The sequence below is a fragment of the Fibrobacter sp. UWB15 genome, assembly GCF_900177705.1.
GTDB lineage: Bacteria > Fibrobacterota > Fibrobacteria > Fibrobacterales > Fibrobacteraceae > Fibrobacter.
Map to the genome: position 1 here is coordinate 237,539 of NZ_FXBA01000004.1, position 25,686 is coordinate 263,224.

At 48.5% G+C, this 25,686-nt stretch carries 24 protein-coding genes, 1 tRNA gene and 1 pseudogene; 7 read left to right on the top strand and 19 right to left on the bottom strand.

The annotated features are described in order from the left end of the window. Position 1: 1 nt before the first annotated feature. From B9Y58_RS08350 to frr, 5 genes are all read right to left on the bottom strand, one after another. Positions 2 to 1,450 (bottom strand): DEAD/DEAH box helicase, encoded by a 1,449-nt coding sequence (locus tag B9Y58_RS08350; RefSeq protein WP_073056184.1) that lies wholly within the window; start codon positions 1,448 to 1,450, stop codon positions 2 to 4. A 78-nt stretch (positions 1,451 to 1,528) separates the two neighbouring features. Next, positions 1,529 to 2,938: a polysaccharide deacetylase family protein gene (locus B9Y58_RS08355; protein ID WP_073056182.1), complete on the bottom strand. Its 1,410-nt coding sequence runs from the start codon at positions 2,936 to 2,938 to the stop codon at positions 1,529 to 1,531. Positions 2,939 to 3,078: 140 nt separating this feature from the next. Next, a complete protein-coding gene (locus tag B9Y58_RS08360; RefSeq protein WP_073056181.1) occupies positions 3,079 to 3,960 on the bottom strand; it encodes a phosphatidate cytidylyltransferase in 882 nt (293 codons plus the stop codon). Beyond that, the gene (locus B9Y58_RS08365) at positions 3,953 to 4,663 is read right to left on the bottom strand and encodes an isoprenyl transferase (protein ID WP_073056179.1); all 711 of its coding nucleotides are present in this window, start codon (positions 4,661 to 4,663) and stop codon (positions 3,953 to 3,955) included. Before B9Y58_RS08365 ends, B9Y58_RS08360 begins: the two co-directional genes overlap by 8 nt. Before the next feature lie 12 nt (positions 4,664 to 4,675). After that, positions 4,676 to 5,209, bottom strand: coding sequence for a ribosome recycling factor (frr, locus tag B9Y58_RS08370; protein WP_073056177.1), 534 nt, complete (start codon positions 5,207 to 5,209; stop codon positions 4,676 to 4,678). Positions 5,210 to 5,328: 119 nt separating this feature from the next. Between frr and rimO the strand changes: the two genes are divergently transcribed. Together rimO and B9Y58_RS08380 are read left to right on the top strand one after the other, a co-directional pair. Continuing rightward, positions 5,329 to 6,639 (top strand): 30S ribosomal protein S12 methylthiotransferase RimO, encoded by a 1,311-nt coding sequence (gene rimO / locus B9Y58_RS08375; RefSeq protein WP_073056175.1) that lies wholly within the window; start codon positions 5,329 to 5,331, stop codon positions 6,637 to 6,639. Between the two features lie 21 nt (positions 6,640 to 6,660). Beyond that, a tRNA-Arg gene (locus tag B9Y58_RS08380) sits at positions 6,661 to 6,734 on the top strand. Positions 6,735 to 6,784: 50 nt separating this feature from the next. Here B9Y58_RS08380 and B9Y58_RS08385 read toward each other — a convergent pair. The 10 genes and pseudogenes from B9Y58_RS08385 to B9Y58_RS14905 all read right to left on the bottom strand — a co-directional run. Continuing rightward, the gene (locus B9Y58_RS08385; RefSeq protein ID WP_073056173.1) at positions 6,785 to 7,798 is read right to left on the bottom strand and encodes a hypothetical protein; all 1,014 of its coding nucleotides are present in this window, start codon (positions 7,796 to 7,798) and stop codon (positions 6,785 to 6,787) included. A 115-nt stretch (positions 7,799 to 7,913) separates the two neighbouring features. Beyond that, positions 7,914 to 8,699, bottom strand: coding sequence for a DUF3108 domain-containing protein (locus tag B9Y58_RS08390; RefSeq protein ID WP_083532292.1), 786 nt, complete (start codon positions 8,697 to 8,699; stop codon positions 7,914 to 7,916). A gap of 79 nt (positions 8,700 to 8,778) precedes the next feature. Continuing rightward, positions 8,779 to 9,339, bottom strand: coding sequence for a 5-(carboxyamino)imidazole ribonucleotide mutase (gene purE / locus B9Y58_RS08395; protein ID WP_233247914.1), 561 nt, complete (start codon positions 9,337 to 9,339; stop codon positions 8,779 to 8,781). Positions 9,340 to 9,375: 36 nt separating this feature from the next. Continuing rightward, a complete protein-coding gene (purD, locus tag B9Y58_RS08400) occupies positions 9,376 to 10,662 on the bottom strand; it encodes a phosphoribosylamine--glycine ligase (RefSeq protein ID WP_073056171.1) in 1,287 nt (428 codons plus the stop codon). A 119-nt stretch (positions 10,663 to 10,781) separates the two neighbouring features. Next, positions 10,782 to 12,014 (bottom strand): hypothetical protein, encoded by a 1,233-nt coding sequence (locus tag B9Y58_RS08405; protein ID WP_073056169.1) that lies wholly within the window; start codon positions 12,012 to 12,014, stop codon positions 10,782 to 10,784. Positions 12,015 to 12,084: 70 nt separating this feature from the next. Continuing rightward, a complete protein-coding gene (locus B9Y58_RS08410) occupies positions 12,085 to 13,809 on the bottom strand; it encodes an ATP-binding protein (RefSeq protein ID WP_073056167.1) in 1,725 nt (574 codons plus the stop codon). Between the two features lie 103 nt (positions 13,810 to 13,912). Continuing rightward, positions 13,913 to 14,218 (bottom strand): hypothetical protein, encoded by a 306-nt coding sequence (locus B9Y58_RS08415; protein WP_073056165.1) that lies wholly within the window; start codon positions 14,216 to 14,218, stop codon positions 13,913 to 13,915. 209 nt (positions 14,219 to 14,427) lie between these two features. Then, complete coding sequence (locus B9Y58_RS08420) at positions 14,428 to 14,826, bottom strand: DUF1016 N-terminal domain-containing protein (protein WP_073056163.1); 399 nt, start codon at positions 14,824 to 14,826, stop codon at positions 14,428 to 14,430. A gap of 366 nt (positions 14,827 to 15,192) precedes the next feature. Beyond that, the gene (locus B9Y58_RS15150; RefSeq protein ID WP_369828742.1) at positions 15,193 to 16,680 is read right to left on the bottom strand and encodes an HNH endonuclease family protein; all 1,488 of its coding nucleotides are present in this window, start codon (positions 16,678 to 16,680) and stop codon (positions 15,193 to 15,195) included. A gap of 12 nt (positions 16,681 to 16,692) precedes the next feature. After that, positions 16,693 to 17,346 (bottom strand): annotated as a pseudogene (locus tag B9Y58_RS14905) (DUF262 domain-containing protein); the annotation flags it as partial. A 402-nt stretch (positions 17,347 to 17,748) separates the two neighbouring features. Between B9Y58_RS14905 and B9Y58_RS08435 the strand changes: the two are divergent. The 4 genes from B9Y58_RS08435 (at position 17,749) to B9Y58_RS08450 (ending at position 21,509) form a co-directional block, all read left to right on the top strand. Next, positions 17,749 to 18,213: a hypothetical protein gene (locus B9Y58_RS08435; RefSeq protein ID WP_073056158.1), complete on the top strand. Its 465-nt coding sequence runs from the start codon at positions 17,749 to 17,751 to the stop codon at positions 18,211 to 18,213. Between the two features lie 14 nt (positions 18,214 to 18,227). Further along, the gene (locus B9Y58_RS08440) at positions 18,228 to 18,878 is read left to right on the top strand and encodes a restriction endonuclease subunit S (protein ID WP_158278348.1); all 651 of its coding nucleotides are present in this window, start codon (positions 18,228 to 18,230) and stop codon (positions 18,876 to 18,878) included. A 4-nt stretch (positions 18,879 to 18,882) separates the two neighbouring features. Continuing rightward, on the top strand, positions 18,883 to 20,160 hold the full coding sequence (locus B9Y58_RS08445) for an N-6 DNA methylase (RefSeq protein WP_083532291.1): 1,278 nt from the start codon (positions 18,883 to 18,885) through the stop codon (positions 20,158 to 20,160). A gap of 236 nt (positions 20,161 to 20,396) precedes the next feature. Further along, positions 20,397 to 21,509: an ORF6N domain-containing protein gene (locus B9Y58_RS08450; RefSeq protein WP_073056307.1), complete on the top strand. Its 1,113-nt coding sequence runs from the start codon at positions 20,397 to 20,399 to the stop codon at positions 21,507 to 21,509. Between the two features lie 45 nt (positions 21,510 to 21,554). Here the strand turns inward: B9Y58_RS08450 and B9Y58_RS08455 are convergent, their stop codons facing one another. Next, complete coding sequence (locus tag B9Y58_RS08455) at positions 21,555 to 22,142, bottom strand: DUF1349 domain-containing protein (RefSeq protein WP_233247913.1); 588 nt, start codon at positions 22,140 to 22,142, stop codon at positions 21,555 to 21,557. A 183-nt stretch (positions 22,143 to 22,325) separates the two neighbouring features. Between B9Y58_RS08455 and B9Y58_RS08460 the strand changes: the two genes are divergently transcribed. Next, positions 22,326 to 22,571 carry a TIGR03905 family TSCPD domain-containing protein gene (locus B9Y58_RS08460; protein ID WP_072799897.1) on the top strand — a complete coding sequence of 82 codons (246 nt, stop codon included), beginning with the start codon at positions 22,326 to 22,328 and terminating at the stop codon, positions 22,569 to 22,571. A gap of 30 nt (positions 22,572 to 22,601) precedes the next feature. Here the strand turns inward: B9Y58_RS08460 and B9Y58_RS08465 are convergent, their stop codons facing one another. The 3 genes from B9Y58_RS08465 to B9Y58_RS08475 all read right to left on the bottom strand — a co-directional run bounded on the left by B9Y58_RS08465 (position 22,602) and on the right by B9Y58_RS08475 (position 25,682). Further along, positions 22,602 to 23,933, bottom strand: a complete 1,332-nt coding sequence (locus B9Y58_RS08465; RefSeq protein ID WP_073056150.1) for a T9SS type A sorting domain-containing protein — start codon at positions 23,931 to 23,933, stop codon at positions 22,602 to 22,604. A 55-nt stretch (positions 23,934 to 23,988) separates the two neighbouring features. Next, a complete protein-coding gene (locus B9Y58_RS08470) occupies positions 23,989 to 24,954 on the bottom strand; it encodes a Fic family protein (RefSeq protein WP_073056148.1) in 966 nt (321 codons plus the stop codon). Between the two features lie 140 nt (positions 24,955 to 25,094). Further along, a complete protein-coding gene (locus tag B9Y58_RS08475) occupies positions 25,095 to 25,682 on the bottom strand; it encodes a zinc ribbon domain-containing protein (RefSeq protein ID WP_073056146.1) in 588 nt (195 codons plus the stop codon). Positions 25,683 to 25,686 lie beyond the last annotated feature (4 nt).

Here is a 25,686-nt window from a genome sequence, read left to right on the forward strand (position 1 = left end):
TCTAGTTGCCCTGAGCCTGCTTACGTGCGGCTTCACGCATACGTTTGCGGGCACGGGACCCAGGACGGTTACGGCCGATGGTGCGGCGCCCCAACTGATCCTGCGGATTCGCTTGTTGAACGCCTTCGCTCTTTGGAGCGGGGCGTTTTTCGTTTTGCGGTTTATTCTGCGGGCGGTTTTGCTGCGGGCGCTCCTTTTTGTTACCGGGCTTAGCCTGATTCTGTTTGCCGCGGCTGTTGTCACGACGCGGGAATCCGCGACCGCGGGCATTGCGCATTTCGCTTTCGGGAGTTTCCTTCTGCGGCGGCGGAAGCTTTTCGAAAATCGCCTTGTCGCCTTCGGGAATGCTGATGCGGGTAAGCTTTTCGATGGCGCGTAAATCTTGCTCTTCGTCAGGAGCGCAGAACGAAATGGCGATGCCGTCTTTACCTGCGCGGGCGGTACGGCCGATGCGATGCACGAATGTTTCGGGAACGTCGGGCAAGTCGTAATTGAATACGTGCGACACGTCGTCCACATCGATTCCGCGGGCAGCAATGTCGGTTGCGACCAACACGCGAATCTGTTCGCACTTGAAGTTTCCTAAAGCCTGTTGCCTGCGGTTCTGGCTCTTGTTGCCGTGAATGGCAGCACACTTGATGCCCGCCTTTTCGAGCACGCGCGTGATTTTGTCGGCGCCGTGCTTGGTGCGGCTAAAGACCAGCACCTTTTTCATTTCGGGGTGAGCGAGCAGCAGTTCCTTGAGGAGCGCGCCCTTGCGGCGTTTGTCGATGCGGTAGAGTTCCTGGCGAATGCGTTCAATCGGAGTGCTCTGCGGCGCCACCTCCACCCTCACTGGGTTCGGGCGCAGAATGGTTGCGGCAAGCTTCGTAATGTCTTCGGGCATGGTCGCACTGAAGAACAGATTCTGACGGTTCTGCGGCAACAGCGCCACCACCTTGCGGATGTCGTGAATGAATCCCATGTCGAGCATGCGGTCCGCTTCGTCGAGCACGAAGAATTCCAATGCCTTCAGGGATACCGCCTTCTGGTTGATTAAATCGAGCAGGCGGCCCGGAGTCGCGACCAGAACATCAACGCCGCGAATCAAGTTACGTTTTTGACTCACGTCGCTCACGCCGCCGAAAATGCAGGCGGTCGAAATCGCCGTGAACTGGGCGTACTGCTTGAAGCATTCTTCTACCTGAATGGCAAGTTCGCGCGTGGGCAAAAGAATCAGCGCGCGACAAGTCTTGGGTGCACGGAATTTGCCGGAATCCAGCAACAACTGCAGAATCGGGAGCGCAAAAGCCGCCGTCTTCCCCGTACCCGTCTGGGCGATTCCCAACAGGTCCTTACCCTCCAAAAGACTCGGAATGGACTTTTCCTGAATCGGAGTGGGTTGTTCGTAGCCGACAGCGCGCACGGCTCGCTGCAAGGGATTTGCCAGGGGAAGTTCGGAAAAAAGCATATTAATGCCAAATGTAGAAAAAGGGAATCCCTTTTTATCAGGATTCCCTTTTTTCGAGAGAGGTTTTGTTAAAACGGATTAAAGCTTGACCTTAAAGGACTTGCTGCCCACCTTGACAATGTACACGCCCTTGGCGCCCGTGTAAACCTTCTGCACGGCACCGAGACCGCGAGTGGTACGCACCTGGTGACCGAGGCTGTTGAACACGGTAATGCTCATGCCCTGAGCGCCGCCGACCACGATGTAGTTGTCAGAGGATCTGTAGACAGAGAGGCCGAAGTCGTTCTGAAGTTCGGCAGCAATAGCCATGCCATGGCAAGAAGGATCGAACGGATTAGCGTTGCAATCCACTTCGCCCTTGCTGGAAGAGGACTTCGGGCCCCACGGATTGGAGGCAGAAGAAGAGCTCTTGGCTTCGCTAGAAGAAGACTTCGGCGGTTCAACGCTGCTGGAGGATTCCGGAGAGGGACCTGCACCTTCGCCAGCGATCACGATATCACCTGCGTTCGGCACGGCGTCGAAGTACACATAGCCGCCGTCAATCTTAGATTCAAGCTTGGCGCCTGCCTGCGTGACTTCGGCCTTGGAAAGGCTAGTCTTCACCTTCAAGGAAAGCGGATAATCGTACTTGGAAATGTTGTCTGCAATGTTGTGAGTCAACTTAACGGTAGTGGTGCTGCCGCTATTAGAAACTTCAGCCTTCGATGCCTTGCGTTCCTTGATGTACATGGCAACGTGACCCATCGGGGCAACCCAAATGTCCTTGTCGTTCTGCTGGGCATACTGGAGGGAGCCTTCCATAGCGCTAGCATCGGTCGGAGAATAGTCAGCAAAGCCATTGGTCTTGCCCTGGAAACCATGCGTGAGGAATGCAACCCAGCCGCCCTGATTAACGGCCTTCTGCATATTGCCCTTGAAATCGCTAGTTCCCTGATTACCTGTCATGAGCGCAGAGGCTGCAGCCCAGTTGTTCGGACCATCCTTGCCCATAATATCGGAGCCGCCCTTCCAGCTTCCGTTACAAATTCTTCCCACAACGTAATTCTGCAGAACCTGGGAGTCACCCGGACTATCGCAGTTCGGGTATGCCAGCGTAATACAGCCATACTTCTGCTGAATCTTTTGGTTGATGGTTCCCTTAGACGAACCAATTTCGTTACCGGCCATCGTTCCACTGGGGTGGCTGTCGCTATGGCTTGCGATTTCGTGACCGGCAGCGGACAATTTCTGAACACCACTCCAGTTGAGCATTCCATTGTTGCCACCGCCATTGGCCCAATTAGTGACGATATTGAAAGTCGCCTTATAACCGTACTTTTCGAACATGGGAAGAGCGACATCGACATCGCTTTGCGGGCCATCGTCAAAAGTGAAGGAAACCGCTGCCTTGCGGAAACCCGACCAGGTTGCAATTTCAGCATCCTGAGCAAAAACCATGGAAGAACCCATGGCAATCAGCGCAGCAATAGAAATCTTTTTGTAATTCATACACTCACACCCTTTTTAGTGATTGATTTAATGTTCTACCCCGTTATAATATATATATGGGCTAAAACAATCGCAATAATAGGGCGACAGTATCCGTTGTTAGCAAAAACAACGAATGTAAACGTTCGGAAACGTTTCTGCTAAGCGAGTTTCTGGAAAAAATCCATCAGCAGGTAGAGAGCGGGGGCCGCGAGGTAAAAGGAATCGCAGCGGTCAAGCACACCACCGTGGCCAACAAACAGGTTGCCGGAATCCTTGGTACCACTCCAGCGCTTAAGGGCAGACATCAAGAGATCGCCCACCTGGCCCGCAACAGTCACCAAGACTCCAAGGCCAATAGCCTTTGCAAGGTCTATTTCCACATTGAAGCAACCGAGGGCGGCGCTGCACTTGGCCCAATAAGCCACCCAAGCAACCGTTGCTATAGAACCGGCGACAGAACCTTCCCAAGTCTTTTTCGGGCTGATGCTCGGTGCAAACAGGTGACGACCAAAGGGACCCTTGCCCGCCGCAAACTTGCCAAAGAAATAGGCCACCGTATCGCAAAGCCATACACCCGTCATCACAAGAATAAACGGATAGCAATGTTCAAAACCCTGGCCGTTGCCCATCATGAGCACGTTCATGCCACCCCAGAGGCCCACATAGAGCGGGGCGCCAAGCTGCATCACGAGCCACGGGAACAGGTGATCGATTTCGACCTTGGCGTAAGCCAAGCCAATATAAATCGCAAAAATCACGAGGAAGGTCATGCCCACCACATACGGCACGGCAGGCATTCCAAAATAGCCACCCTTGGAAAGAGCCCATGCGAGCGTCAGGGCCAAGGAAGATGCAAATGAAAGGTAGCGGGTATCGGGGCCCTTATACATTTTGCAAGCCATGCCGGCCCATTCCCAGGCACCGACACCGGCCAAAAAGCACATCAACCCTATACGGCTGTAGTCAGAGAACCACAGCAAAAAGAATACGATAGGAATGGCGACAACCGCCGTAATTACACGCTGCGCAAGATTACTCATGCAACACCTTTCCAAAACGTCTTTCTCGAGTATTGAAGAACTCGACGGCCTTCAAGAATTCTTCCTTGGTAAAGTCGGGCCACAGCGTATCGGTTACGTAGAATTCGCTGTAAGCGGCCTGCCAAAGCAGGTAATTCGAAAGCCTGAACTCTCCCCCGGTACGAATCACGAGATCCGGATCAGGAGCCCCTTTTAAATACAAATTCTTAGCGAAGAGCGTCTCGTCGATATCTTCGACCTTGATTGCCCCCGACGCAACTTGGGCGGCAATAGAGCGAGTTGCCTCGACAATTTCTTGCCTGCCACCGTAAGAAATGGCAAGGTTCAACTGCATGCCCGTATTGTTCGCGGTCTTGTCGATAGCAGACTGCAGGCTTGCACGCGGCTTTTCGGGCAAACGGTTCATGTTGCCAATCACCGTAAGCTTCACGTTCTTTTCCATGAGGTCGGGAATTTCCTTGACAACCATCTCGATCAAGAGGTTCATCAAGTAATCCACTTCCTTGCTGGGCCTGCCCCAGTTTTCGGAACTGAACACATACAACGTCATGTGTTCAAGTTTGAGGTTCACACCCACTTCGACGGCATCAATCGTCGCCTGGGTGCCCTTGCGGTGGCCCAGGAAACGTTCAAGACCGCGGCTACGGGCCCAACGCCCGTTGCCATCCATGATAATCGCTACATGTCTAAGCTGATTTGCCACGCAAACCCCGGACTACACCTTGAGGATGTCTGCTTCCTTTTCAGCGAGGAGGCTGTCGATCTGGGCAATAGCCTTGTCGGTAGCCTTCTGGATTTCGTCCTGTTGCTTTTTAACTTCGTCTTCAGGCAGTTCCTTGTTCTTCTTGAGGGCGTCGTTTGCATCGCGGCGAATGTTGCGGATAGCCACGCGGCCTTCTTCGGCATGCTTACGGGCAATCTTTGCGAGTTCCTGACGGCGTTCCGTGGTAAGAATCGGGAGGCTCACTCGAATGCAGTTGCCGTCCTTCATTGGGGTAAGGCCGATGTTTGCTGCAAGGATAGCCTTTTCAATCGGGTCGACCATGGTCTTTTCCCACGGGGACACAAGCAGCATGCGCGGTTCGGGCACAGAAACCTTAGCCACCTGGGAAATCGGAGTCGGCGTACCGTAGTAGTCGATGCGCACGTCGTTCAGGATAGCGGGGCTAGCCTGACCAGCGCGGATCTTCGAAAATTCACGTTCGGTGGCCTCGATGGCCTTGCTCATTTTATCAGAATAATCTGCCATAGTTTTTTGCGTGTTGAAAGGTTTTACTTACCAGTTACTAGCAGCGAAATATAGATAATTGAAATTACAGACGTAAAAAAAAGAGCATTTTTATAAGATAAAATTCTAAATTTGGCGTTATGCCTACTAAAAAGCCCAAAGTTTTCGTCGTTCATTTAGGATGTGCCAAGAACCAGGTCGATGCAGAAAACCTGGTCGGAGAAATGTTACACGCCGGTTTTGCAACTTGCGATACGGCCGCCAAAGCGGACTACATCCTGGTGAACACCTGCGGTTTTATCGAAGCTGCCAAGGAAGAATCCATCAACGCGATTCTCGCACAAATTAACGGCAAGAAGCCCAAGCAGAAGCTGATTGTGTCGGGCTGCCTTTCGGGCCGCTACGGCGACGAGCTCGTAAAGGAACTGCCCGAAGTCGATTACTGGGTGGGCACCTACAAACCGGGCGAACTTTTGAAGAAGATGGGCATTGTTGCCCCCGCCACTTGCGACGCCGAGAACCTGCCGCGCATGAACTTGGGCGGATTCAAGCACCACGCCTACCTGAAGATTGCCGAAGGCTGCAACCGCCGCTGCGCCTACTGCGCCATTCCGCTCATTCGCGGCAAGCAGGTTTCCCGCAGCATCGAAGACATTGTTGAAGAAGCCAAGGAACTTGAAGCACAAGGCGTCCAGGAAATCACGCTTATCGCTCAAGACACGACTTACTTCGGTCGCGAAAAGGGCAAGAAGGGCGGCACGCTCGCCCAGCTTTTACGAGCCATTCTCGACAACACAAACATTCCGTGGATTCGCACGCTTTACTGGTACCCCATGTTCGTTGACGACGAACTTTTGGACCTGATGGCAAGCGAGCCGCGCTTGGTGAAGTACGTGGACATGCCGATTCAGCATGCGAGCGACAACGTGCTCAAGAACATGAAGCGCAATTACCGCAAAAAGGAACTCGTGGACATTCTGCACAAGATTCGCGAGCGCATTCCGGGCGTTACGCTTCGCACCACGGTACTTGTCGGGTTCCCCGGCGAAACCCACGAAGACTTTGAGGAACTGATGGAACTGTTGGAAGACATTCAGTTCGATCACTTGGGCGGATTCGTATTCAGTCCCGAAGAAGGCACGCCCGTGATGGAAATGGACCTGCCTGCGGTCGACGAAAGCGAAGCCCGCGCAAGGCTCGATGCCGTGAACGACCTGCAAGAAGAACTCGACGCCGAGCACGCCGAGGCGATGATCGGAAAAACGGTCCGCATTATCATCGACCAGGTTGCCGAAGAAAGCGAATACCACTTTTACGGACGCACCGAAGGCAACTCCATGGAAAACGACGATATCGTGAAGGTGCTCGAGGGTGATGCCGATGTCGGCGAATTCCGCGATGCACTTGTGGTGGACGCCGAACCGCACGAACTGATAGTTAAGTTGGTTTAATTTACTATCTTTGATTCGCTCGCCCTTGTAGCTCAGTTGGATAGAGTGTCAGCCTCCGAAGTTGAAGGTCATGCGTTCGAATCGCATCAAGGGTATAAAAAAAGGCCCCTCATTGAGGAGCCTTTTTTCAATGCCAATGTAAGTCTTAGCGACCGGCAACGCCAGAGCGGGCTCTAGCCTTTTCACGTTCGCGACGACGCTTTTCGGTGTCATCCGGGAAGAGTTCCGGGAGAGCGTAACCAACGGCGATACCGAACACGATACCCGTCTTGCTCATACCCTTCGGATCCACCACACGGGAACCCCATTCGCCATCATCCCAAATGTACTGGGTATTACCTTCCAAGTCGGTCATCGGAGTTTCTAGCTTACGGAAGCTCGGGTTATCGGTTTCTGCGTCACCCGTTCCGTCATCCTTATTGTACCTGGCCGGAGTCTTGGCAAGTTTCGGAGCATAGTACATACCGATAGAGAACTGCAAGTAGTACCATTCATTGGTCAAGTAGGTAATGAGAGCATCAAACTGGAAGCCGTCCACCTTGATCAAAGCACGAACCTTGCTTTCATCGGGAATGATATCGTGGTCAAAGTAGACCGTACCGTAAGAAACAGACAAGCCCAAATGGAGCGGGTTCTTGGGGAACAGGTAGTAGTTCAAGCCGACCTTGTAACCCGTACCGCCTTCAAGTTCCCATTCGTCGAAGTCGTTGTCGGTACCCTTGGGCAAGAATCCGAAAGAACCGTACAGAGACAAATGGAACGGCAATATGTATTCAACACCGGCACCGATGCCCATACCCATACCGGTTTCACCCATAATCGGGTAACGGGAACCCATACCGATCTGGAAAATCAGACGGTTACGGAGCCAGTCGCGGCGACGTTCGGAGTTCGCGTATTCATCGAGACGCTGCTCTTCTTCAAACTTCTTGCGTTCGGCCATTTCACGGCGCTGGGCAGAGTTAATACCGACGTCATAGACTTCTTCCTCTTCTTCGTCATCGCCGGTAGCCATGGAAGCACGCGGAGCAGCTTCACCATCATCTTCTTGAGCAGAGGCAGGGGCGGAAATGAAGCCTTCGTCGTCCTCGTCAAAGTCGTCTTGAGCCCAGGACATGAAGGCGGTTAAGCATAAAGACAAAAGTACTTTCTTAAACATGAAAAAGCCTCAGATTATATAATCGCATTTGCGAATATAACTTTTAAGCGCGCAAATCGCACGCAACTTAATGTAAAAAAAGCAAAAAACACGCTTTTTGAAGGGTATTTTGGCATTATTTGGCCTCAAGCAATTTCGCCTTGATAGAGCCAAGCGCGATTTCGCATTCCATGAGGACAGGAATACGACGGTCGTCATCGGTCAACCAGATGAAAATGCGGCCTTTGGACACAAAAATTCCGTCACCATCCAGTACAGGTTCTACTTTGATGCAAGGGACTTCCCCAAGAACGCTATTGATGGTTTCGCGACCATGTACAATGACCTTAAGCTCATAGCGTTTTTTACCACTCACCGCCGAAAAACGGGAAACCTCGCCCACCTTGAGCGGGAGTGTACGCACCAGGTAGAACGCCGACATGATACTGTGTTCTTCGCCCTGAATAGCAACCGCCGTATCGGCAGAGCGCTTTACCTTGCGAGTTTTCATGTCGGTAAAGACGGTATCCGAGAGCCAGGCCTTTTCGCCCTTGCGGTCAAAACGAATTACGGAGGTGTTGTGGAACGTACCCTCGTGCAGGCGCTTGCGGAACACTTCGGTCATGAGGCCCTTGTTGCGTACGCGGGTGTACACCGTATCGTTGACCGGGTAGATTCGATTGATGGTCTTGTTGCCCGTCGCATACGTCAAGAATTCCGTCTTGCCATCCAAAGTCGGACGAACTTCGAGCGTCGCAGAACCAGCCGTAATGAACCCCCAACCAAGGCTGAAGGTCAGCTTTTCGCCCTTCATCCACGGGGCGTTGACCTCAGGAAGGTCGGGTTCACCGGCACAGGCAAAAGACAGCGCAAAGAGCAGCGCCGCGGTTAGACGAGGGAAGCGTAAGGAACGAAAAAGCATAAAAGATTAGGTGTGAGGTGTGAAGTGTGAGGTGTGAAGTTTCTAACTACACATTCAACACTCCACATTCCACATTGTGTTACCCTTCGATGTCTCCGAGGCTCTTGCGGTAGGCGACGAGCTTTTCGCGGACGCTTGCATCGGAGAGGGCGACGATGTGGGCGGCGAGGTAACCGGCATTCTTGCCGTTGCCGATGCCGACCGTTGCCACCGGGATTCCCGGGGGCATCTGCACGATAGAGTGCAGGGCATCGACGCCGTTGAGCGGGCCGCCGGCGCAGGGCAGGCCAATGACCGGAAGAATTGTGTGCCCTGCGAGCACGCCCGGAAGGGCTGCAGCGAGGCCAGCAACACCGATGAGGACCTGGAGGCCTCGCCCGGCGGCTTCGCGAGCATACTTCGCGGTGGCGTTCGGGGTGCGGTGAGCAGAGAGGATGTTGTATTCCCACACGATGCCGAAGCTGTCGAGCACGGCGGTAATCTTATCTACAGTTTCCTGGTCGGACTTGCTACCCGCAACGATACCGACCTTTGCATTCGGAACTTCATTAATCTGCATTTTTATTTCCTTGTTCAAATCATACAACAGAGCGCTTTCGATAAGCAAAACGCCCTTAAGCAAGAGATCCTTCGACTTCACTTCGTTTCGCTCAGGATGACACGTTTGGGGATTTTCTTACTTTTTCGCCAGTCGGGCCAAACCCTTCTTGCCGATGTCCTTGCGGTAGAACTTGCCTTCGAACTGAACCTTTTCGGCGGCTTCGTACGCGATGTCAAGCGCAGCCTGGAGCGTTTCGCCATGGCCCACCACGCCGAACACGCGGCCACCGTTAGTCACCAGCTTGCCGTCCACCATCTTGGTACCGGCATGGAGCACCTGGGCGCCGTTCTTTTCGGCTTCTTCGATACCCGTCACGACCTTGCCCTTTTCGTAAGAGCCCGGATAACCGGCGCTTGCAAGCACGACGATTGCGGAGTTGCCCTTCGGAGCCTTCGGGGCACCGAGCTTTGCGAGTTCGCCCTTTTCGGCAGCGTCGAACAACGCGAGCACATCACCGTCGTAGAGCGGGAGCACAATCTGGCATTCGGGGTCGCCGAGGCGGCAGTTGTATTCCACGACCTTCGGGCCCTTCGCAGTCACCATGATGCCCACGTAGAGCACGCCCGTGTAAGGCTTGCCTTCGGCGGCCATACCCTTGAGGGTCGGTTCGATAATCGTCTTCTTCACTTCGTCGAGGAGAGCGTCCGTCACCACCGGAGCCGGGCTGTAGGCGCCCATGCCACCCGTGTTCGGGCCCTTGTCGTCATCGAAGACGCGCTTGTGGTCCTGGGCAGAAGAGAGGATCACGTAGTCCTTGCCGTCGCAAACCACGAAGATGGAGGCTTCTTCGCCGTCCATGAATTCTTCGATCACGACCGTCTTACCGGATTCGCCAAAGACGGCCTTGTCGCCGAGCATTTCTTCGACAGCGTCGTTTGCTTCCTTGTCGGTCATGCAGACGATAGCGCCCTTGCCTGCAGCGAGGCCCGAAGCCTTCACCACGATCGGAGCCGGGTGTTCGGCGAGGAACTTCTTGGCGGAGGCGAGATCGGTGAAGGTCTCGAAGGCTGCCGTCGGCACGTTGTACTTCTTCATGATATCCTTGCTGAAGGCCTTGGAGCCTTCGAGCGCGGCAGCAGCCGCAGTCGGGCCGAAAGCGCGCAGCCCGCGACGGCGGAATTCATCCACCACGCCCGCGACCAGCGGAATTTCGGGGCCGATGACCGCGAGGTCAATATGCTCTGCTACGGCGAGGTCAGCAATGGCCTTCGGGTCGGCCACATCCACCGGCACGCACTTGCCGAGATTTGCCATGCCCGGGTTGCCCGGAGCGCACACGAGAGTGTCGCACAGCGGCGACTTCTTGACTGCAAGAGCGATGGCATGTTCGCGACCACCGCTACCAACGACGAGAATATTCATAAGCGAGTCCTTTACTGTTACGGAGGATAATGTAGAAAAAATGCAGGGAGCGAAAAAAAAGCTCTCATGTGACAAGCCCTTAATTTGAGTTGTTCGGAATTTCCGAACAGTTGACGAGACTAAATTTTTTCCAGTTCGTCTCTCATGGCGGGGCGATTCTTGAACCGCGACAGCCAAGATATTTTCAGCCGGTTGACTTCCGGGAGGCCGCCTTCGTACTTGAGCAGTTCGCCCGCTTCACGGACAACATTCCTGTATTCCTTACGGTTGCTGGCACGTTCCATTGCACCATCCAGATATTCCACGAACATCTTGACAAATTCCGCATTGTACTTGGGGCAGAGCGCCTTTCCGTAACGCTTGAAATAAAAAAAGCTCGGCCCAATCGAAAACACCCTGCAAAAAGTCGCATAGAGTTCATCCGTCATGTTTTCGTACGCAAGGACATCCATCAAAAATTCCCGTTTGGTAATCGAATTCAACAATTCAACCAGAGCGACTTTCCACTGTTGCTTTGGAACAAAGTCCTTGTACTCCTTGTAAAAATCCATTCTGGATTGCGCAACAACCATCGTTTTCAGCATGTCGCCGAACTTTTCTGTTTGGCCCGTCGCACGGTACATTTCTTTCAACTTGGCATGGACCTTTTCTGCAAGCCCCGACCAGTTTTTATGAGTATCCAGCAAGTGCCTTAGGCAATTCTCGGCTTCTTCGAAATTCGATTCTTCTACCAAAATATCGAACAGCAAAAAGGCGGAATCCGTAAATGTCGCGTAGCCGGCAAGATATTTCTTGACTTCGGAATTATCCATTTTCAGTTTACGCATTACGGTAGCGCGTGAACGGGCCCAGCCCCCAATGCGGTACGAGCGGATACTGTCACTCTGTTTTTCACTTTCGATAATCTTGTCGAAATACTTGAGTTTCGCCTTCAGGTCGGCCACACTGTTGAACGCCTCGTTGTACACATCCCACAGTTCGCCTTCCACAAGCCACATTTCCGTTTTCAGGATGTTGTTCTCTATCCACTTGCGGCATTCGGTAACGACATCGGCCGACGCCGTATTCAGGAAAAGCATCCAAAGGTTCTTGAATTCCGGCAGGAGAATCGACATTTCGCCGTTCGAGTCGTCAATGTTCAGGTTCCCGAGCTTTTTCGTGAAATGGACCAGGACCTTCTTGGCGCCGTCATTGTTTACAAACAGGCGTAGCCTTTCGATTCGCTCGAAAAGATTCAGCATGTCGTTCATGAAATAGCGCGCGTCGCGGTAAGCGATAAGGCCACCGTCGCGATACCTGCGGACGATGCTATCGAACTGGGCGGTAAGATCTTCAAGTTTTAGCGGTTGCATGGTTATTCCCGGCATCAAGTCTTCAAAGAATATGTTCTGTTTTTATTTGCTCCGTTGGGGACTATTTTATCTAACTCTCACCAATCGCCACATATTTCTGGATCCGGCTATTCGGCTTATCCGGAACAGTATAACGTATTCTTTTGTTAAGCAATGGCTTGAGGTACAATTTATCAAAACTCTTTCGGTCAGACAACTTCAAGAATGCCATCATCTCCTTTTTAGACCGAGGGATTCTACAGAACAAGACCAGTTCATTGCATTTAGTTTGTATATCATCTTGGGGGGCGACTTGGGGGGTGACTTGGGGGGTGGTCACGTCAAAATCCGAATTCAGCACATAATACACCGAGTCAACCGTTTTGCCCTTTTGTTTCAAAACGCCCATTTTTTTAAGAAAATCAAGGTTTAAATCAGCCAATTTCCGTTTTTCACCGACAATCTGCATATAAGTCAACGTATCAACTGCACCAACTTCACGGGCAAAAATCAAGGCCGAACGCTGACCCTGCGTAAGATTTTCGCCAAAGCCGCTAAGCCAAGCCTCGTCACCTTCATCAAAGAACTTGTGCAAGAGCAACCGAATCGTGAAAGTATCCTTTGTTCTGTCAGACTCAAACGTGGGCATCGAAAGCCCCGCCCCGGTCATCAAGCGACGCATGGTACGAATCCCCGTTCCCTTGAATTCCGCAAGGTTTGTCTCATGGAGAATCGAGGCAATCAACTGATTTCGTGTATCGCTCCCAGCGGTTCCAATTTCTTCTTGCGCCTTCAGAGAATACCCCGAATTAATTATTTCGATGCGATTGTTGTAGCGGATAATTTGAGTCGGACGGTTATGCCGATACGAACGATGCATAACGGCATTTACGATAGCCTCCCTTATCACGCGTTCCGGCAAGTCGGGTTTTGTCGTCGCGCGTATCTGCCCTTCTTTCAACGAAAAATTTTGAGGCAAATCCGACAAGACCGCATCAATCATCCTGTCAATCTGGAGCATAAGCGGCCCCATGAACTCAATCGCAGAAAAACGTTCATCGACATTTTCTACCCACTCATTTCCGCGCACGCGAATATAGTCCGTCCGCATCAACGGGTAAAACCGCCGAATAACACGCTTCGTTCCAAAAAGCATTACACCCGCAAATGTAAGGTTACCATCTTGCGTCAAGCATTCCAACGATTCCAAAAGTTCCCTGTCACTATAGTTGAGTTCTTCCGCCTTGGGATTAACCTCTTTGCGACATCTGCGGTAATACTTGACGGCATCCAAATCGACATCATCAAAACTTGTATTCTTGACAACAGAAGAATCGAAACTCGTATTATCTTGATAAAAGGCATACAAGTCTTCTTCTGTGCATCGTTGGTCGCTTGACCCGATTCGTCGCCATGCACCTTGCGGTAAACCCACGCTCTTGAAATACAGAGGTTTTTGTTGACTTGGGAGTTCCGGCACGAAAATTTTCAGCACATTCTTGCCATCAAGCTTTTCCACATCGATTCGCGGACGCACCGACAAATTGAACATACTCGCGCACCGCGTAGAAATATCCAACTGAGCCTTATCTGGATTTTCAACACCCTCAATCCAAAAACGATTGTCGAGCGCCTTGGTATCTTCACCAATCCCTAAAAGAATATACCCACCGCCAAGCCCAGGTTCGTTGCAAAACGAACAGACAGACTCCATCAACGACTGAGCCGAATCACTTTCGCCCTTGGCCTCAATCCACACGCATTCATCGGATTCGGACAACAGTTTATAGAGTTCTTGTGCAGTGTAGAGTTTCATTGTTTTCCTCTAATCCATGGGATTCCTATTCTACCTAAATATAACTCCATCCACTTGACACAAAGTGACAAAATGAGATTTTTCTCAACAGCGTAACAGCCACTTACGGAAGCGTATAATAATCAAGAATCAGGTCAACCGCACTTGCGTCCTTGAGGATTCGGTTTTCTATCTCGGGCATTGGCTCGGGTTCGTTTCTTTTTTCAAAGTCCTTGAGGTCCAAATACGTCGAAATCCTTAGACGGTTCTGAGGAGACAAGCCCATGACCGTTGCATAGACTTTTGCGTATTTTCTTTTATTATCTGTACTTGAATAGTCGAAATCTTTCAACTTCTGCATCAGCATAGTGCCTGTAGGGAATCCGTACGGGACACTGCAACCGGCACCTATGATAAAGACATCAGACATTATTCTTCGCCCTTTAAGTTTTTTGACACTTCTACTGCGGATATATGGGAATTCTCGACAATCAGCCCAATTACCTTCTGCTTATTTATACCGACATTTATACCGTCGCTTATACCGACATCAGCCCCTTCAATTGCCTCATTTTTGCCAATCAGGGCGCTTGATATTTCAAAGTTTTATTTTAAGAGCAGCAAGCTTTTCTCTTGGATTTAAGCTAGAGTATCGTCATTCGACACCGACAACAGACGCTTGAAATGGGACCAATTAAGATTGCGCACACATGTGTTCACAATCTCAAAATCGTTAAACAACAGATAAAACTTCCTGAAATATTGAACATTCCGTTTGCCGTAGCCATCCCCGAATTTTCTAGTCAAATCCTCCGAAATAAGTTCAATAAGCCGATCTCCGTATGCAGCCCTATTCTTCCCCTTCTGTTCCTGTTCGACAATTCTTCGCCCAATATTCCAGTTTGTGACTACAATGATTGAACTGACGGCGCTGTTAGCCGCATTCCTGGCGTTCTGGACAAGTTGAGCTATTTCGTCCAAGAACTTGCTTTCGCTTTTAGTCGCAACTTTCAGGTGTTTTACTTTTGGCTCAGTCATTTGTCATATTCCTTTATCCACATTCATGATTAAATATACATTCTCGCTAAGACATAATTTGACATTTCAAAGTTTTATTTTGGAGGGGCAGGTTTTGGACTATCGTCCCACCAGTGCGGCTCGGTCATATCAAACTTCGTTTGCTGCGACTCTCGCCTTGTACAGTTGTCCCCTCGCTCGCACGGCGTTGCTCGCTACCCCTTCGAGCGGGGACACCCCGCAACGCCCCGGCCTCAGAATGGACTTATTTCTGCATCAGCATAGTGCCCGTAGGGAATCCGTACGGGACACTGCAACCGGCACCTATGACAAAGACATCAGACAATGTTCACCACCCCATCGGTTCATAATCCACATTTTCTCTTTTTATTTTTTCAAAGCAAAACGAATGCTTTCCGAATAATCAGTTCCTGCTTCCGCATCAAATAACTGAGCAATGCGGGAAGCCACCTTTATCGTTTCATAAGCGGATTTTGCAGTACGAACATACAATGCAGTTGCAATTTGTTCGTAACCTGCTTTTTCAGCATAATTCTCATCATTTTCATTTCGATAAACGGCCTTTAGTTTCTCAGGAGTTACAGCTTTTTCAAACGCATCTCGATTATCTTCTACCAGCTTTTTACAAAGTGTCGGAATAAAATCATTCCATTTCTCAACACTAAATTCTTGGTCGTCTATCAAAAGTAAAGATGGTTTACTAAAAGTAAACTGAGCAGCATCCTCATCAAACTTATGAAGTTGGTTTTTATCTATGTTCTTTTTCTGATATTTGGCAGGAAAACTCCAAACCTTCATAGCTTCATCAGCAAGCATCTCGGAACGTTTATGAATATCTCCGGACCTCCACTCCTGAAAATCACATAACTTTTTTGAATAGTAGAAGTTAGACATCTTGTAAATGTCTTTCTTTTCACAGAACTGCTTATTTGATAATTCTGGATTGTAATTCGTCAAAGATAGATTTCCAAGTCTGTGTAAATTAGTTTCAAATTCCTGAATATCCGATTCATCCAAATAATTTCGCCAAGCATCATCAAGCGTTTGTGGCATCACATGTTCAATTGTGATTGTTTCATCATCAAACAGAGGTAATCCCTTCGGCATAGGAGAATGCATTTCAAGAATATAAAGTAGGTATTTCGTCCCCCTACTTCTCAATGTCAAATACATATCCTTATGAACAAGCGCATCCCTAAATTCCTCATCAGTCGGGAAAGCATAAGAGCCCTTACCAGATGTTATCGCCAGCCAAAAGGCATTAAGGAAATCATTTTCATAAGAAAAACCTTCTTTAGAACACTGCTCATCCAATCTTTGCATCACACTACCAGAGAACTGTCTATTAATACCCTGAGCTTTGCAGATGCGAGCTCTAAACGTCAATGAAGAAATTATGTCAACAACTTGTTCCATAATTTCCATAGATATCAGCCCTTTATCAAAGCGTTCAAATACATACAAAAGCAAGCTTCGAGATTTACTCGTTTCGTTAACAGTCAAAAGAAAGTATAATTTCTGACGAAGTTTAGACTCTTTTGCAATCACAACATCTGGTTTAAACAAAAAATTCTTGTAAATTTCGGCGCAATCTTTAAGGTCTTGGAAGCACGCTTCCATATTCGCATAATTATCACCGTTTGCATAGTTTGAATAATGAAGCTTAAATGCAGTATAAAGCGTTTTCTCATTAATATGGCTACGGCGCATATTGATATTGATTGCATCACTTCGTTTTTTGAAGACGAGATAGTCAACAAAAAATTGTTCCATATTATCAACACCAACAATATTTTCGATTTGGAACCAAAAATCGTTATAAAGAGTCGTTTGCTGTTCGTGATTAAATTGCATTAAGAAGTAGTTTCTTAACAAATCAACATTTGTCAAATCAAGACCAGTTGAATTCAAACTTTCAAAAATTTCCTGAGGGTTTTCCTTTTGGACCTCAAGTTCAATAATTGTGAGATTTCGGAGGCTATCCAAAACTAGATTGACATCTTTACCTTCTTTTATGTATTTTTCCAAATGTTCATAAAAGCGTAGATAGTTCCGATAGATTCTTGAGTCCTTTTGCTGAGCAGTCAGTTTATCAGCAGCCGTACTGTATGTATTTTCGAGAAGAATATGGTAAACCGCATCATCCCTCTTATTTAAATGCAGCTTAGTTTTCAAATAGTCCGTGTCTATACAATGGCCTCGATTATAGAAATAGCTATTCTGAATTTCCTCTTTGAGCGATTTTTCCTCAACCAGATCATGTAAAGCTTTTAAGAGCAGCGTTATACTAGTAAGCCTCTGTTATCCATCAATGATAGACTTTTCATGAGAAGAATAGGCCTTAAAGCAAATCGTGCCAAGGAAATGTTCGTTTCCAGATTCAATTACTCTCACAATATCTTGAAACAACTGATCACAATTGCCTTCGAGCCAATCGTAATTACGTTGGTAAACCGGAACTACAAAAACAGTTCGGTAGGCACTTAAAAATTCTTCTATACTACTATTGTGAGCTTGCATATAAACCTCGTTTATAATTGTATTTGGCCGGTTGAACTCTAGTACATTCGTTAAATCCGGCCATAATCTTTAACTCAAAAAACCGGCTCGCCCAAGAGGGCAATCCTTATGTTGATAATATACCTTAATAATATGAAGGATAATTCCAATTTTTCGTGGAATGAAGCGTTTTTAGGGAGAAAACTCACTCTGACATCAGTTTTCGGACGTAACAGACGCCAATAAGTAAAATTATTTTAACTAAATGCTATTTTTGGCTTAAAAAAAGCAAACCATCCACCATTGTTCAAAATTTTTGAACATTTTTATTAAATCACTATTGACTTACGCTTTCTGATATTGTATATTTGAACATAGAAAATAAATCAAAAGAAACAAACTTTCAAATCTAGGAGCGCCACCATGAAGAACAATATTCTCAAGCTGGAAATGTTCGAAGCCGTATGCAAGTGCGGTCATGTCGGGAGATCGCATTACATCATCAAAAGTTTCCCCCTGATGGCGCAGTCCAGAAAGGAGGCCGCTAGAATCGCCCGCGGGATACCGCGCGTAAAGCACGATTACCAAGACGCCATTTTGAACGTTTTCAAAATCGACAAGAAGCGCTACTTCGAACTGGTCGAGATAAACAACCGCGACCCTTACCTTCGTTGTACCTGCATCCAGGACCAGAACGCAATCGACCTGTCCGACCGATTAATGGACGAAGACCGTTCGAACCATTACTCCCCTCGTAAAGAAGAAAATAAAAAGACATTCTATTGCAACAAGCAAAAAATCCGCAACCAGAAAAAATACATGACCCGCTACTACGACATCGAAAAAATCAGCAACTACAACGCAATCGAATTCAACGACATCGCATAATGGAGACCATCAAGATGAAGAAAAGATTAGGCGATATTTCCAAAATTACCGGTGGCCAAATCACATCTAGGCTGGAAAAGAAAGAAATCGACGATCTCTTTGAGATTGTGTACGAATCCAACAAACCCAGGATTACACGCGAAGCCCTAGTTCTTGTCCCCAGGGCTATTTCGAACGGCTTTGTGGACAAATCCTCTTTGATGAAAATCACCTGCGAAAAAGAAATCAAAAAAGAGCACGACGCAACGGACTTAACGTTCTTCGTTAATGAAGACAAAATCACCAAAGCAGATACATTGGTTCTGAAACTGTCCACACCGTACGATGCCTGCGTTATCACGAAAGATGACGAGAACTTGATTGTCTCATCTTTTTGCGCATCCCTGACGCTTACGGATAAAGACGTTGATTTGCTTTATGTTCTCGCCTTTTTGAATTCAAAATTATATCAAGACCAAATCAAGGACCTCGCAGCAGGATCCGCCATCCCCTTAATTTCTGTAGGAGCAATCGAGAATGTACAAATACCTCTTCCACCAAAAGAGGAACAAGAAAAAATAGGAAAGGACTTCATAAACACAATGAAAAAAATCAAACTTATAAATAAAGTTGTCGCTTTAGAAAGCGAAAAGATGAACTCTATCTTCTACGGAATGGAGGGATAAGGCCATGAACAAAAGCTTTGCTAATGACTTTATACACGGCATGCTTCTCAACGGCGGTCCAGAGGGCGAATTAATCCCATATTCTAGGGCAAAAATAACCTTGATTGAATTACTTTTTTTCAAGGCGATGATGACAAGATCCGATTTTGCGAATATGCAAGGTCAGGAAGACTTTAATATAATGCTCGATTTCATGCGCATGTGCTCCTCAGGCGGAAGCGGATATAATGAAGAAGTTTTAAAAAGAACATTAAACATGTTCGAAAGAAACCACGGACTTCCCAGTGGAATTCTCGAAATAGATTCCTTCAAAAATCTCCTGCATAATCAATGGTATCTTATCAACGAAACGTTCTCTTTAAACATTCCCTCGCTGGAAGGCGATTACGCAACAAGCTTGGCAGATTTAATCACCCGTCCTCAAGACAGCAAGGACTCTGCCAACACCTATCTATATTACACAAACGAAAGCCTGCAGCAATTAGCAGCAGGAATCCTGAAAGTCAAGAACAATGAAACGTTTATGGATTGTTGTTGCGGAATGTTTTCTTCAGCGCTTTACAACGACGCCGCAAATTATATCGGCATAGAACTGGACAAAGAAATTGCGGGCATCGCTGCAATGATTCTGATTATGGCCAAGAAGAAATTCAATATCAAACACGAAAACTTCTTGGATTACAAAGATGAAAATGTTGCAGACAAGATTCTTGCCGATATTCCCTGTGGCACAGGAATGCCCCAAACAGAAAATCGTCCTTACGGCAAAAATACCGAAGCTTATTGTATAGAGAACGTTGTCAACGCTCTTAAAGACGGCGGCAAAGCTGTAGTTGTCTGCTTTGGGTCAATTTTGAGCAAACAGGATTCTTCGAAAAAACTGCGCGAGGCTCTTACAAAGGATCACTTGCAAGCAGTAGTCGCTTTGCCCCCGATGAACATCGGCACAAAATCAAATACCAATTTGATCGTTCTGCAAAAAAACTGTCATGCCAAGGAAATCAAGTTCATCAACGCATCGAATCTTGAAATTAAAAACAAGAATAGATTGACACTGAACGAATCTGATATATCAGACATCATCAAAAGCCTAGATGGCGAAAATGCTAATTGTTTTTCCGCAAGCATCCCTGTCGAAGATATTTTGAAATCCGATAGCATTTCTTGGACTCCGAACAGCTACGTAAAGGGAGATGAGAAAAGCAAAGGGCGTTCCATTGAAGAAATTGACAAGGATTTGAAAGAATCCTACAAAGAACTTAAGGATTTGTTTCTGAGTTAATTGTTGTTGTTCATTCTCATAATCGTTCGCCGACGGCGGGCGTTTTTTTGCAGTCGGGGCGTTGCGGGGTGTCCCCGCTAGAAGGGGTAGCGAGCAACAAGGTGCGAGCGAGGGGAAGGCATTCCCCTTAAAAAAATCGCGCGGGTCTATTGACAAACTGGATTTTTGAATCTATATTTAGTGCACAAGTGTGTAGTCTTTGGTATTTTTCCGCTTGTATGCCAGAGGAGTTGACGATGAAGAAAGATGTTGCGGCCAGTGCGGCCGGGGGCGTTGCGCCGAAAAAGCCCGAATTTTCCCTGATAGACGAGGATTTGCTCAAGTCGCGGATATATACCATCCGCGGGGTAAAGGTCATGCTCGACGCCGATTTGGCGGAGATTTACGGGTATAGCACGAAAGATTTTAACAGACAAGTCAAGAATAATATCGAAAAATTCGATGAAGATTTTCGGTTTCGGCTGAATTCAGAGGAATTTGAAATCTTGAAGTCCAAAATTTGGACCTCAAGTGATGAGAGCAAAGTTGAACCGCAAGGTATCTTGAGGTGCAAAAATTGCACCTCAAGTTGGGGTGGCGCCAGGTACGCTCCCTACGCCTTCACCGAGCAGGGCATCTACATGCTCATGACGGTGCTCAAGGGCGAGCAGGCGACCGCACAGAGCAAGGCCCTTATCCGACTTTTCAAGCAGATGAAGGACTACATTGCGGCGGAGAACAAGCAATTGCTAGGAAATGACGGAATTGCTCAAATCGCATTGCAGACTGCACAAAATACGAGGGATATCGCGAAACATTCTGCCGGTATTAGGGAACTTTCTGGTGAAGTCCATGATATGCGTGAAAATCTCGGAAAGGTGAACCTGGACCTGCAAAAAGTCATGGCGAATTTCGTCGACCCGAGCACCTTCAAGCACTTTCTGATTCTGAACGGGCAGCGGCTTGAGGCTGATGTCGCCTATACGCAGATTTACGGCATGGCGAAGAGGTCGGTGCTGATTGTAGATGACTACCTGGATGTAAAGACCCTCGATTTGTTGCGGTGCGTGGCGAAGGGTGTTTCTATCAAGATTTTCAGCGAACAGCACGGTCGCACCCGCCTGACCGAGAGCATGCTGGCGGATTTCAGGGCTGCCCGCCCGGATGTTGAACTTGACGATGTCCGCACCACGGGGAACCTGTTCCACGACAGGTACATCTATCTGGATTTCGGGACCGACAGTGAGAAACTTTTCCACTGCGGGGCTTCGAGTAAGGACGCGGGGAACAAGATCACGACCATCATGCAGCAGGAAGATATCGCGGGGTATCGTGCACTGTTTGGGAAGCTGCTGGAAGAGGGGGAATAAGGGCGCGCATCCATACACCCTCAAGGGGGCATTTTCGAATTACGTTTATGCATCCGGTTGTTGGCCGTCGTGCGCTTTCCATGCGCATTCCGTCACTTGCATATCCGTAAATCGAGCCGTGAAGCTGGAATTTTCCGGGCTGCATGCATATATGCCAAACCGAATTTTTCCGGCTCCTTCGAGCATGTGGCAAATCCGCATTTGAGAAAACTGCACCCCGTCTCGAGAACATTCTATGCAGTAGTCATCTTCGCGCCTGCTGAGCCTATACCACATGGATTTTACGTCTGCAGGAATCGCGGTCGTCGCCCAGTCTGAATACCCGCGGTTTGTCACGACAGAACCCAGGTGCTGAAATTTTTCATTCTCATATTCGACCGACGCCTTGAGCCAATTTTCCGAATCCAGATACAGCGCCACCCCGCACTGGTCGAAGCGATGACGACTTTCGGAAAAATCGGTTTTGGCGACAAAGGAAAAGAACTTTTCTTCTGTTTCAATCTGCAGAACCGGAGCGTTATCGTTTCTGAAATGATAGTAGGTCCTTTGCCAAAGGTCCGTATGCGGGGCGGTCACAATTTCGACGCATTCCTGATTGATGCTGTAGTTCCGGGGTTCCCTGACCCATTTCATTTTAGAAATATCAAACATTTCTGTAGCCTTTGAATTGACGCGCTTTGTTGCTATAATCTATAAAAACAGCTAGAGATTGCCAAGTCATCTCGCCCAGCGCCAAGACATTCTATATTTATCAAAAAATGGATCCCCTCCCTGACGGTCGAGGATGACAACAAACAAACCTGCAACGAGTTTATTATGGAAGAGACTTTCAAGACCAGAGGCGTTTGCGCGACAACGATCCAGTTTACGCGCGACGGAGACAAAATCAGGAACATCCGCTTTACGGGCGGATGCAACGGAAACTTGAAGGCAATCGCGAAGCTCTGCGAAGGCATGAGCGCCGAAGATATCGCGGCGAAGCTCTTGGGCAACACCTGCGGCGGGAAGCCCACATCGTGCGCCGACCAGCTCGCCCGCGCCGTGCTCGGGAAAGAAGCGTAATATCTTAATTATACGGGCAGTCCGTTTACTTTACTTGACAACAATCTGCCTTGTTTCGGCAAAACCCTGGCCATAAATTCTAAGGAGGAGTGTGCCGCGCGGCAGGTGGCCGAGGTTGATTGTAGTCGAAGCGCCTATATCAAGGGTTTCGAGCAGGTGGCCCATCATGTCGAATATCTGCAAGTTCGCACTGGGCACGCTTGCAAGAGTGACGCTCAATTCGTTGTTCACGAAACTTACATTGAACACATTTTGCACAACATAAATCGCAGTCGTATGTTCGCTTGAAGAACTTTCGGCAGCTTCACTACTACTAGACTCCGCGGCGCTGCTGCTTGATGCTACAGAAGACGAACTTGGGGAAACTTCGCTGCTGCTAGAGACAGAGCTAGAAGAATAGTCGGGATTTGCCGAAATGTTGACGGAGGCTTTAGCCTCGGCGTTATTGTCGTTGCCTTGTGCGGTTACGGTTATGGTCAGCACATGGTCACCGATATCTTGAGGAACGGTTCCCGTGATAATGACGAGATCCTTTTCTTTATCCTGATTGACTTCGAAGCCTTCGAGAATCCCATCAACGGTCGCTTTCTGCATGTGGGCATACCTGAACACGATCGGTTTGATCGCGTTGCCTGCAACGACATCTTGCGTTTCGTTTTCGATAGCGACTAACGTCGTTGTGAACTTTTTGTGTTTGACAGAAATTGTGCCGTTAAAGACGATGGAATCTTTTTCCGTAATGTAGGCTGCTAGTCTATAATTAAAATCGCCATCGGGATGGTCCTGGCCCGTGGCACCCGAAATTGTAATTATAGCAGATTCGTCGTCTATTTTTGCCGAAATTCCCTCAGGCACGCCAGAAAGATTTGCTTTAAGCAATTCTGTATAACCGAACACAATGGGTTCAATCTCATCGCTTGCGGTAACTGTTTGGTCAAGGCTTCCGCTGATATGCTCCACTTGTTCATTTAACGGAGTGACGTTTATACCGGTTGTGATTTGCAGGTATTCATGGGCATAATTCCCAGCTGCGGTAAATGACATTTCGTATTCGTGCCCGGGGGTGTTAGCCGGAATGCGACCGGATATGGTGCACTCGGCTTTACTGCTTGGCAGTGTACCGCAATCCAGTTTCAGTCCCAGCGTCTTGACCGTTGTATTTACCGGGTAATTGATATAAAAATCATAAACTCGATTGAGTTCCGTAATTTCGTAAACGACAGGTTCGATGAAGTCTCCCGCTTTTACCGTCTGCACCGACTTTCCGCTGATGAGCCTATGGCTTATGTGAGTATTGAATTGGGCTATGACGGTTTGCGTCATAGCCAATAGGGCAATTATGGAAACAATAATCTTATGCATAATCAGACTTCTTTTTGCGCATAATATAGCTCTTTTGCACGGAACCGAAACTTAATCACCCATCCAAATAATACCCACCGTTCTTCCGAGCACCCCTAAATTCAACTTTGCCCGATACGGTCAAAGCTTGCAACTGACGCTGAGTTGTTCGCAGGGAGAGGTTGAGCATCGAGGCCAGCGCAGGTGTATTGATCCCTGGGTTCACCCGGATTTCGGCGAGGATTCGTTCGGAGAGGTTTTCACCTGTTTCGCGGTGGCGTACGGCACCTTTTTTCTGTTTAAGGTTGTTCCGCAGCAGTCGCAACAGGTCTGCCTGTGTCGCAACGACGCAATCGGCGATAAAATTGACAAAAACCTTGTCATCGATGTGCGCCGTCTCTAGGGCCGACACGTATTCCATGCGCCTAATGGCAGGAATCAGCGCAATGGTGTACTCGCCGCGAAGCAGCGCAAGGTTCATCAGCAATCGCGCCACGCGTCCATTGCCATCGACAAAGGGATGAATGAACACGAACTTTTTGTGAACCTGCGCGGCGAATTCCACGGGATTCATCCTGGATTCGTTCTTGTTGAACCACGCGACGAACTTCTTCATCTCGGCACGAATTTTCAAGTGCGGCGTAACGGGGTAACGGCTCCCGCTAATTACGACGGGCACCTTGCGATAAATACCGGCCTTGTCCGCATCTATCTGCTGGTAAAACAGCCGATGCAGCATCAGTATGTCCGATTCTTCGAGAGTCTTGTTTTTTGCGAGTTTGTGAATATGATCGTACGCCTTGGCATGTCCAACGGCTTCGTACACGTCACGCAGAGGTTTCCCGTTGATGGTGAGTCCATCCTCGATAACGACCTTGGTCTCGGTTTCGGTGAGGCTGTTGCCCTCGAGGGCGTTACTCGTGTAAGTGAGTCCCACGCGGTAGAATTCCCGCAGGGACTTGAGCGTGTCCTTGGGAATCGGGCGGAACGACAGAAGTTCCTTATTGTTATCGGCAGCAATTTTCAAATACGGCGAAATCATCGAAAAACCTCGATTTATGCACCTAATATATAATTTTATACCGCCATAATCAACAATTTATACCGCCATTTGGCATTTTACACCGCCATTTTTAGCACAATTTACAGATTTACACCGCCAAAATGAGTTTTTGGAGCCCGTTACCGTTTCTTGAATACGACGATTTCGGCATCGGCGCCATTCTTGCCGTATTCGCTCACGAGAATGTAGCGTTCGTCGCAGGCGATTCCGAAGCAGCGGCCTTCGGCGTTTTGCTTTTCGACCTGGTTGCCCCAGTAGCTTGCGTTATCGTCTAAAAGCTTGACGCTGTTGCCGTTGATCTTGTATTCCTGATTGATGAACGAGCCCTGCAGAACAAAGAGGTTGTCAATTTTCGGCATGTCCTTGATGCCCAGCGCGTTGACTTCTTCAATAAACTTCTGCTTCATGGGCGATGTGGCATGCGGCAGTTGATCTGCCGGGAGACGCCAGCGCTTGAGTGTCGGGAAATACTTACGGAGTTCCGCCTTGTACTCTTCGCGGGTAAGGCTCTTGCCTGTATTCTTGTTGAATTCATCGACGAACTGCGAGCAGAATTCGACCATCTGTTCCATGTCGAAGTCGCCGGTGAATGCACCGTCTTTGTAGCAGTAGATGCAGTATTCTTCGTTCTTGCTGCCATCGGCGTTAGTGCCCAAGATTTCCGGTGTGAGCGGCATGCCGCAGCTCTGACAAAACTTCATTTCCATAAGT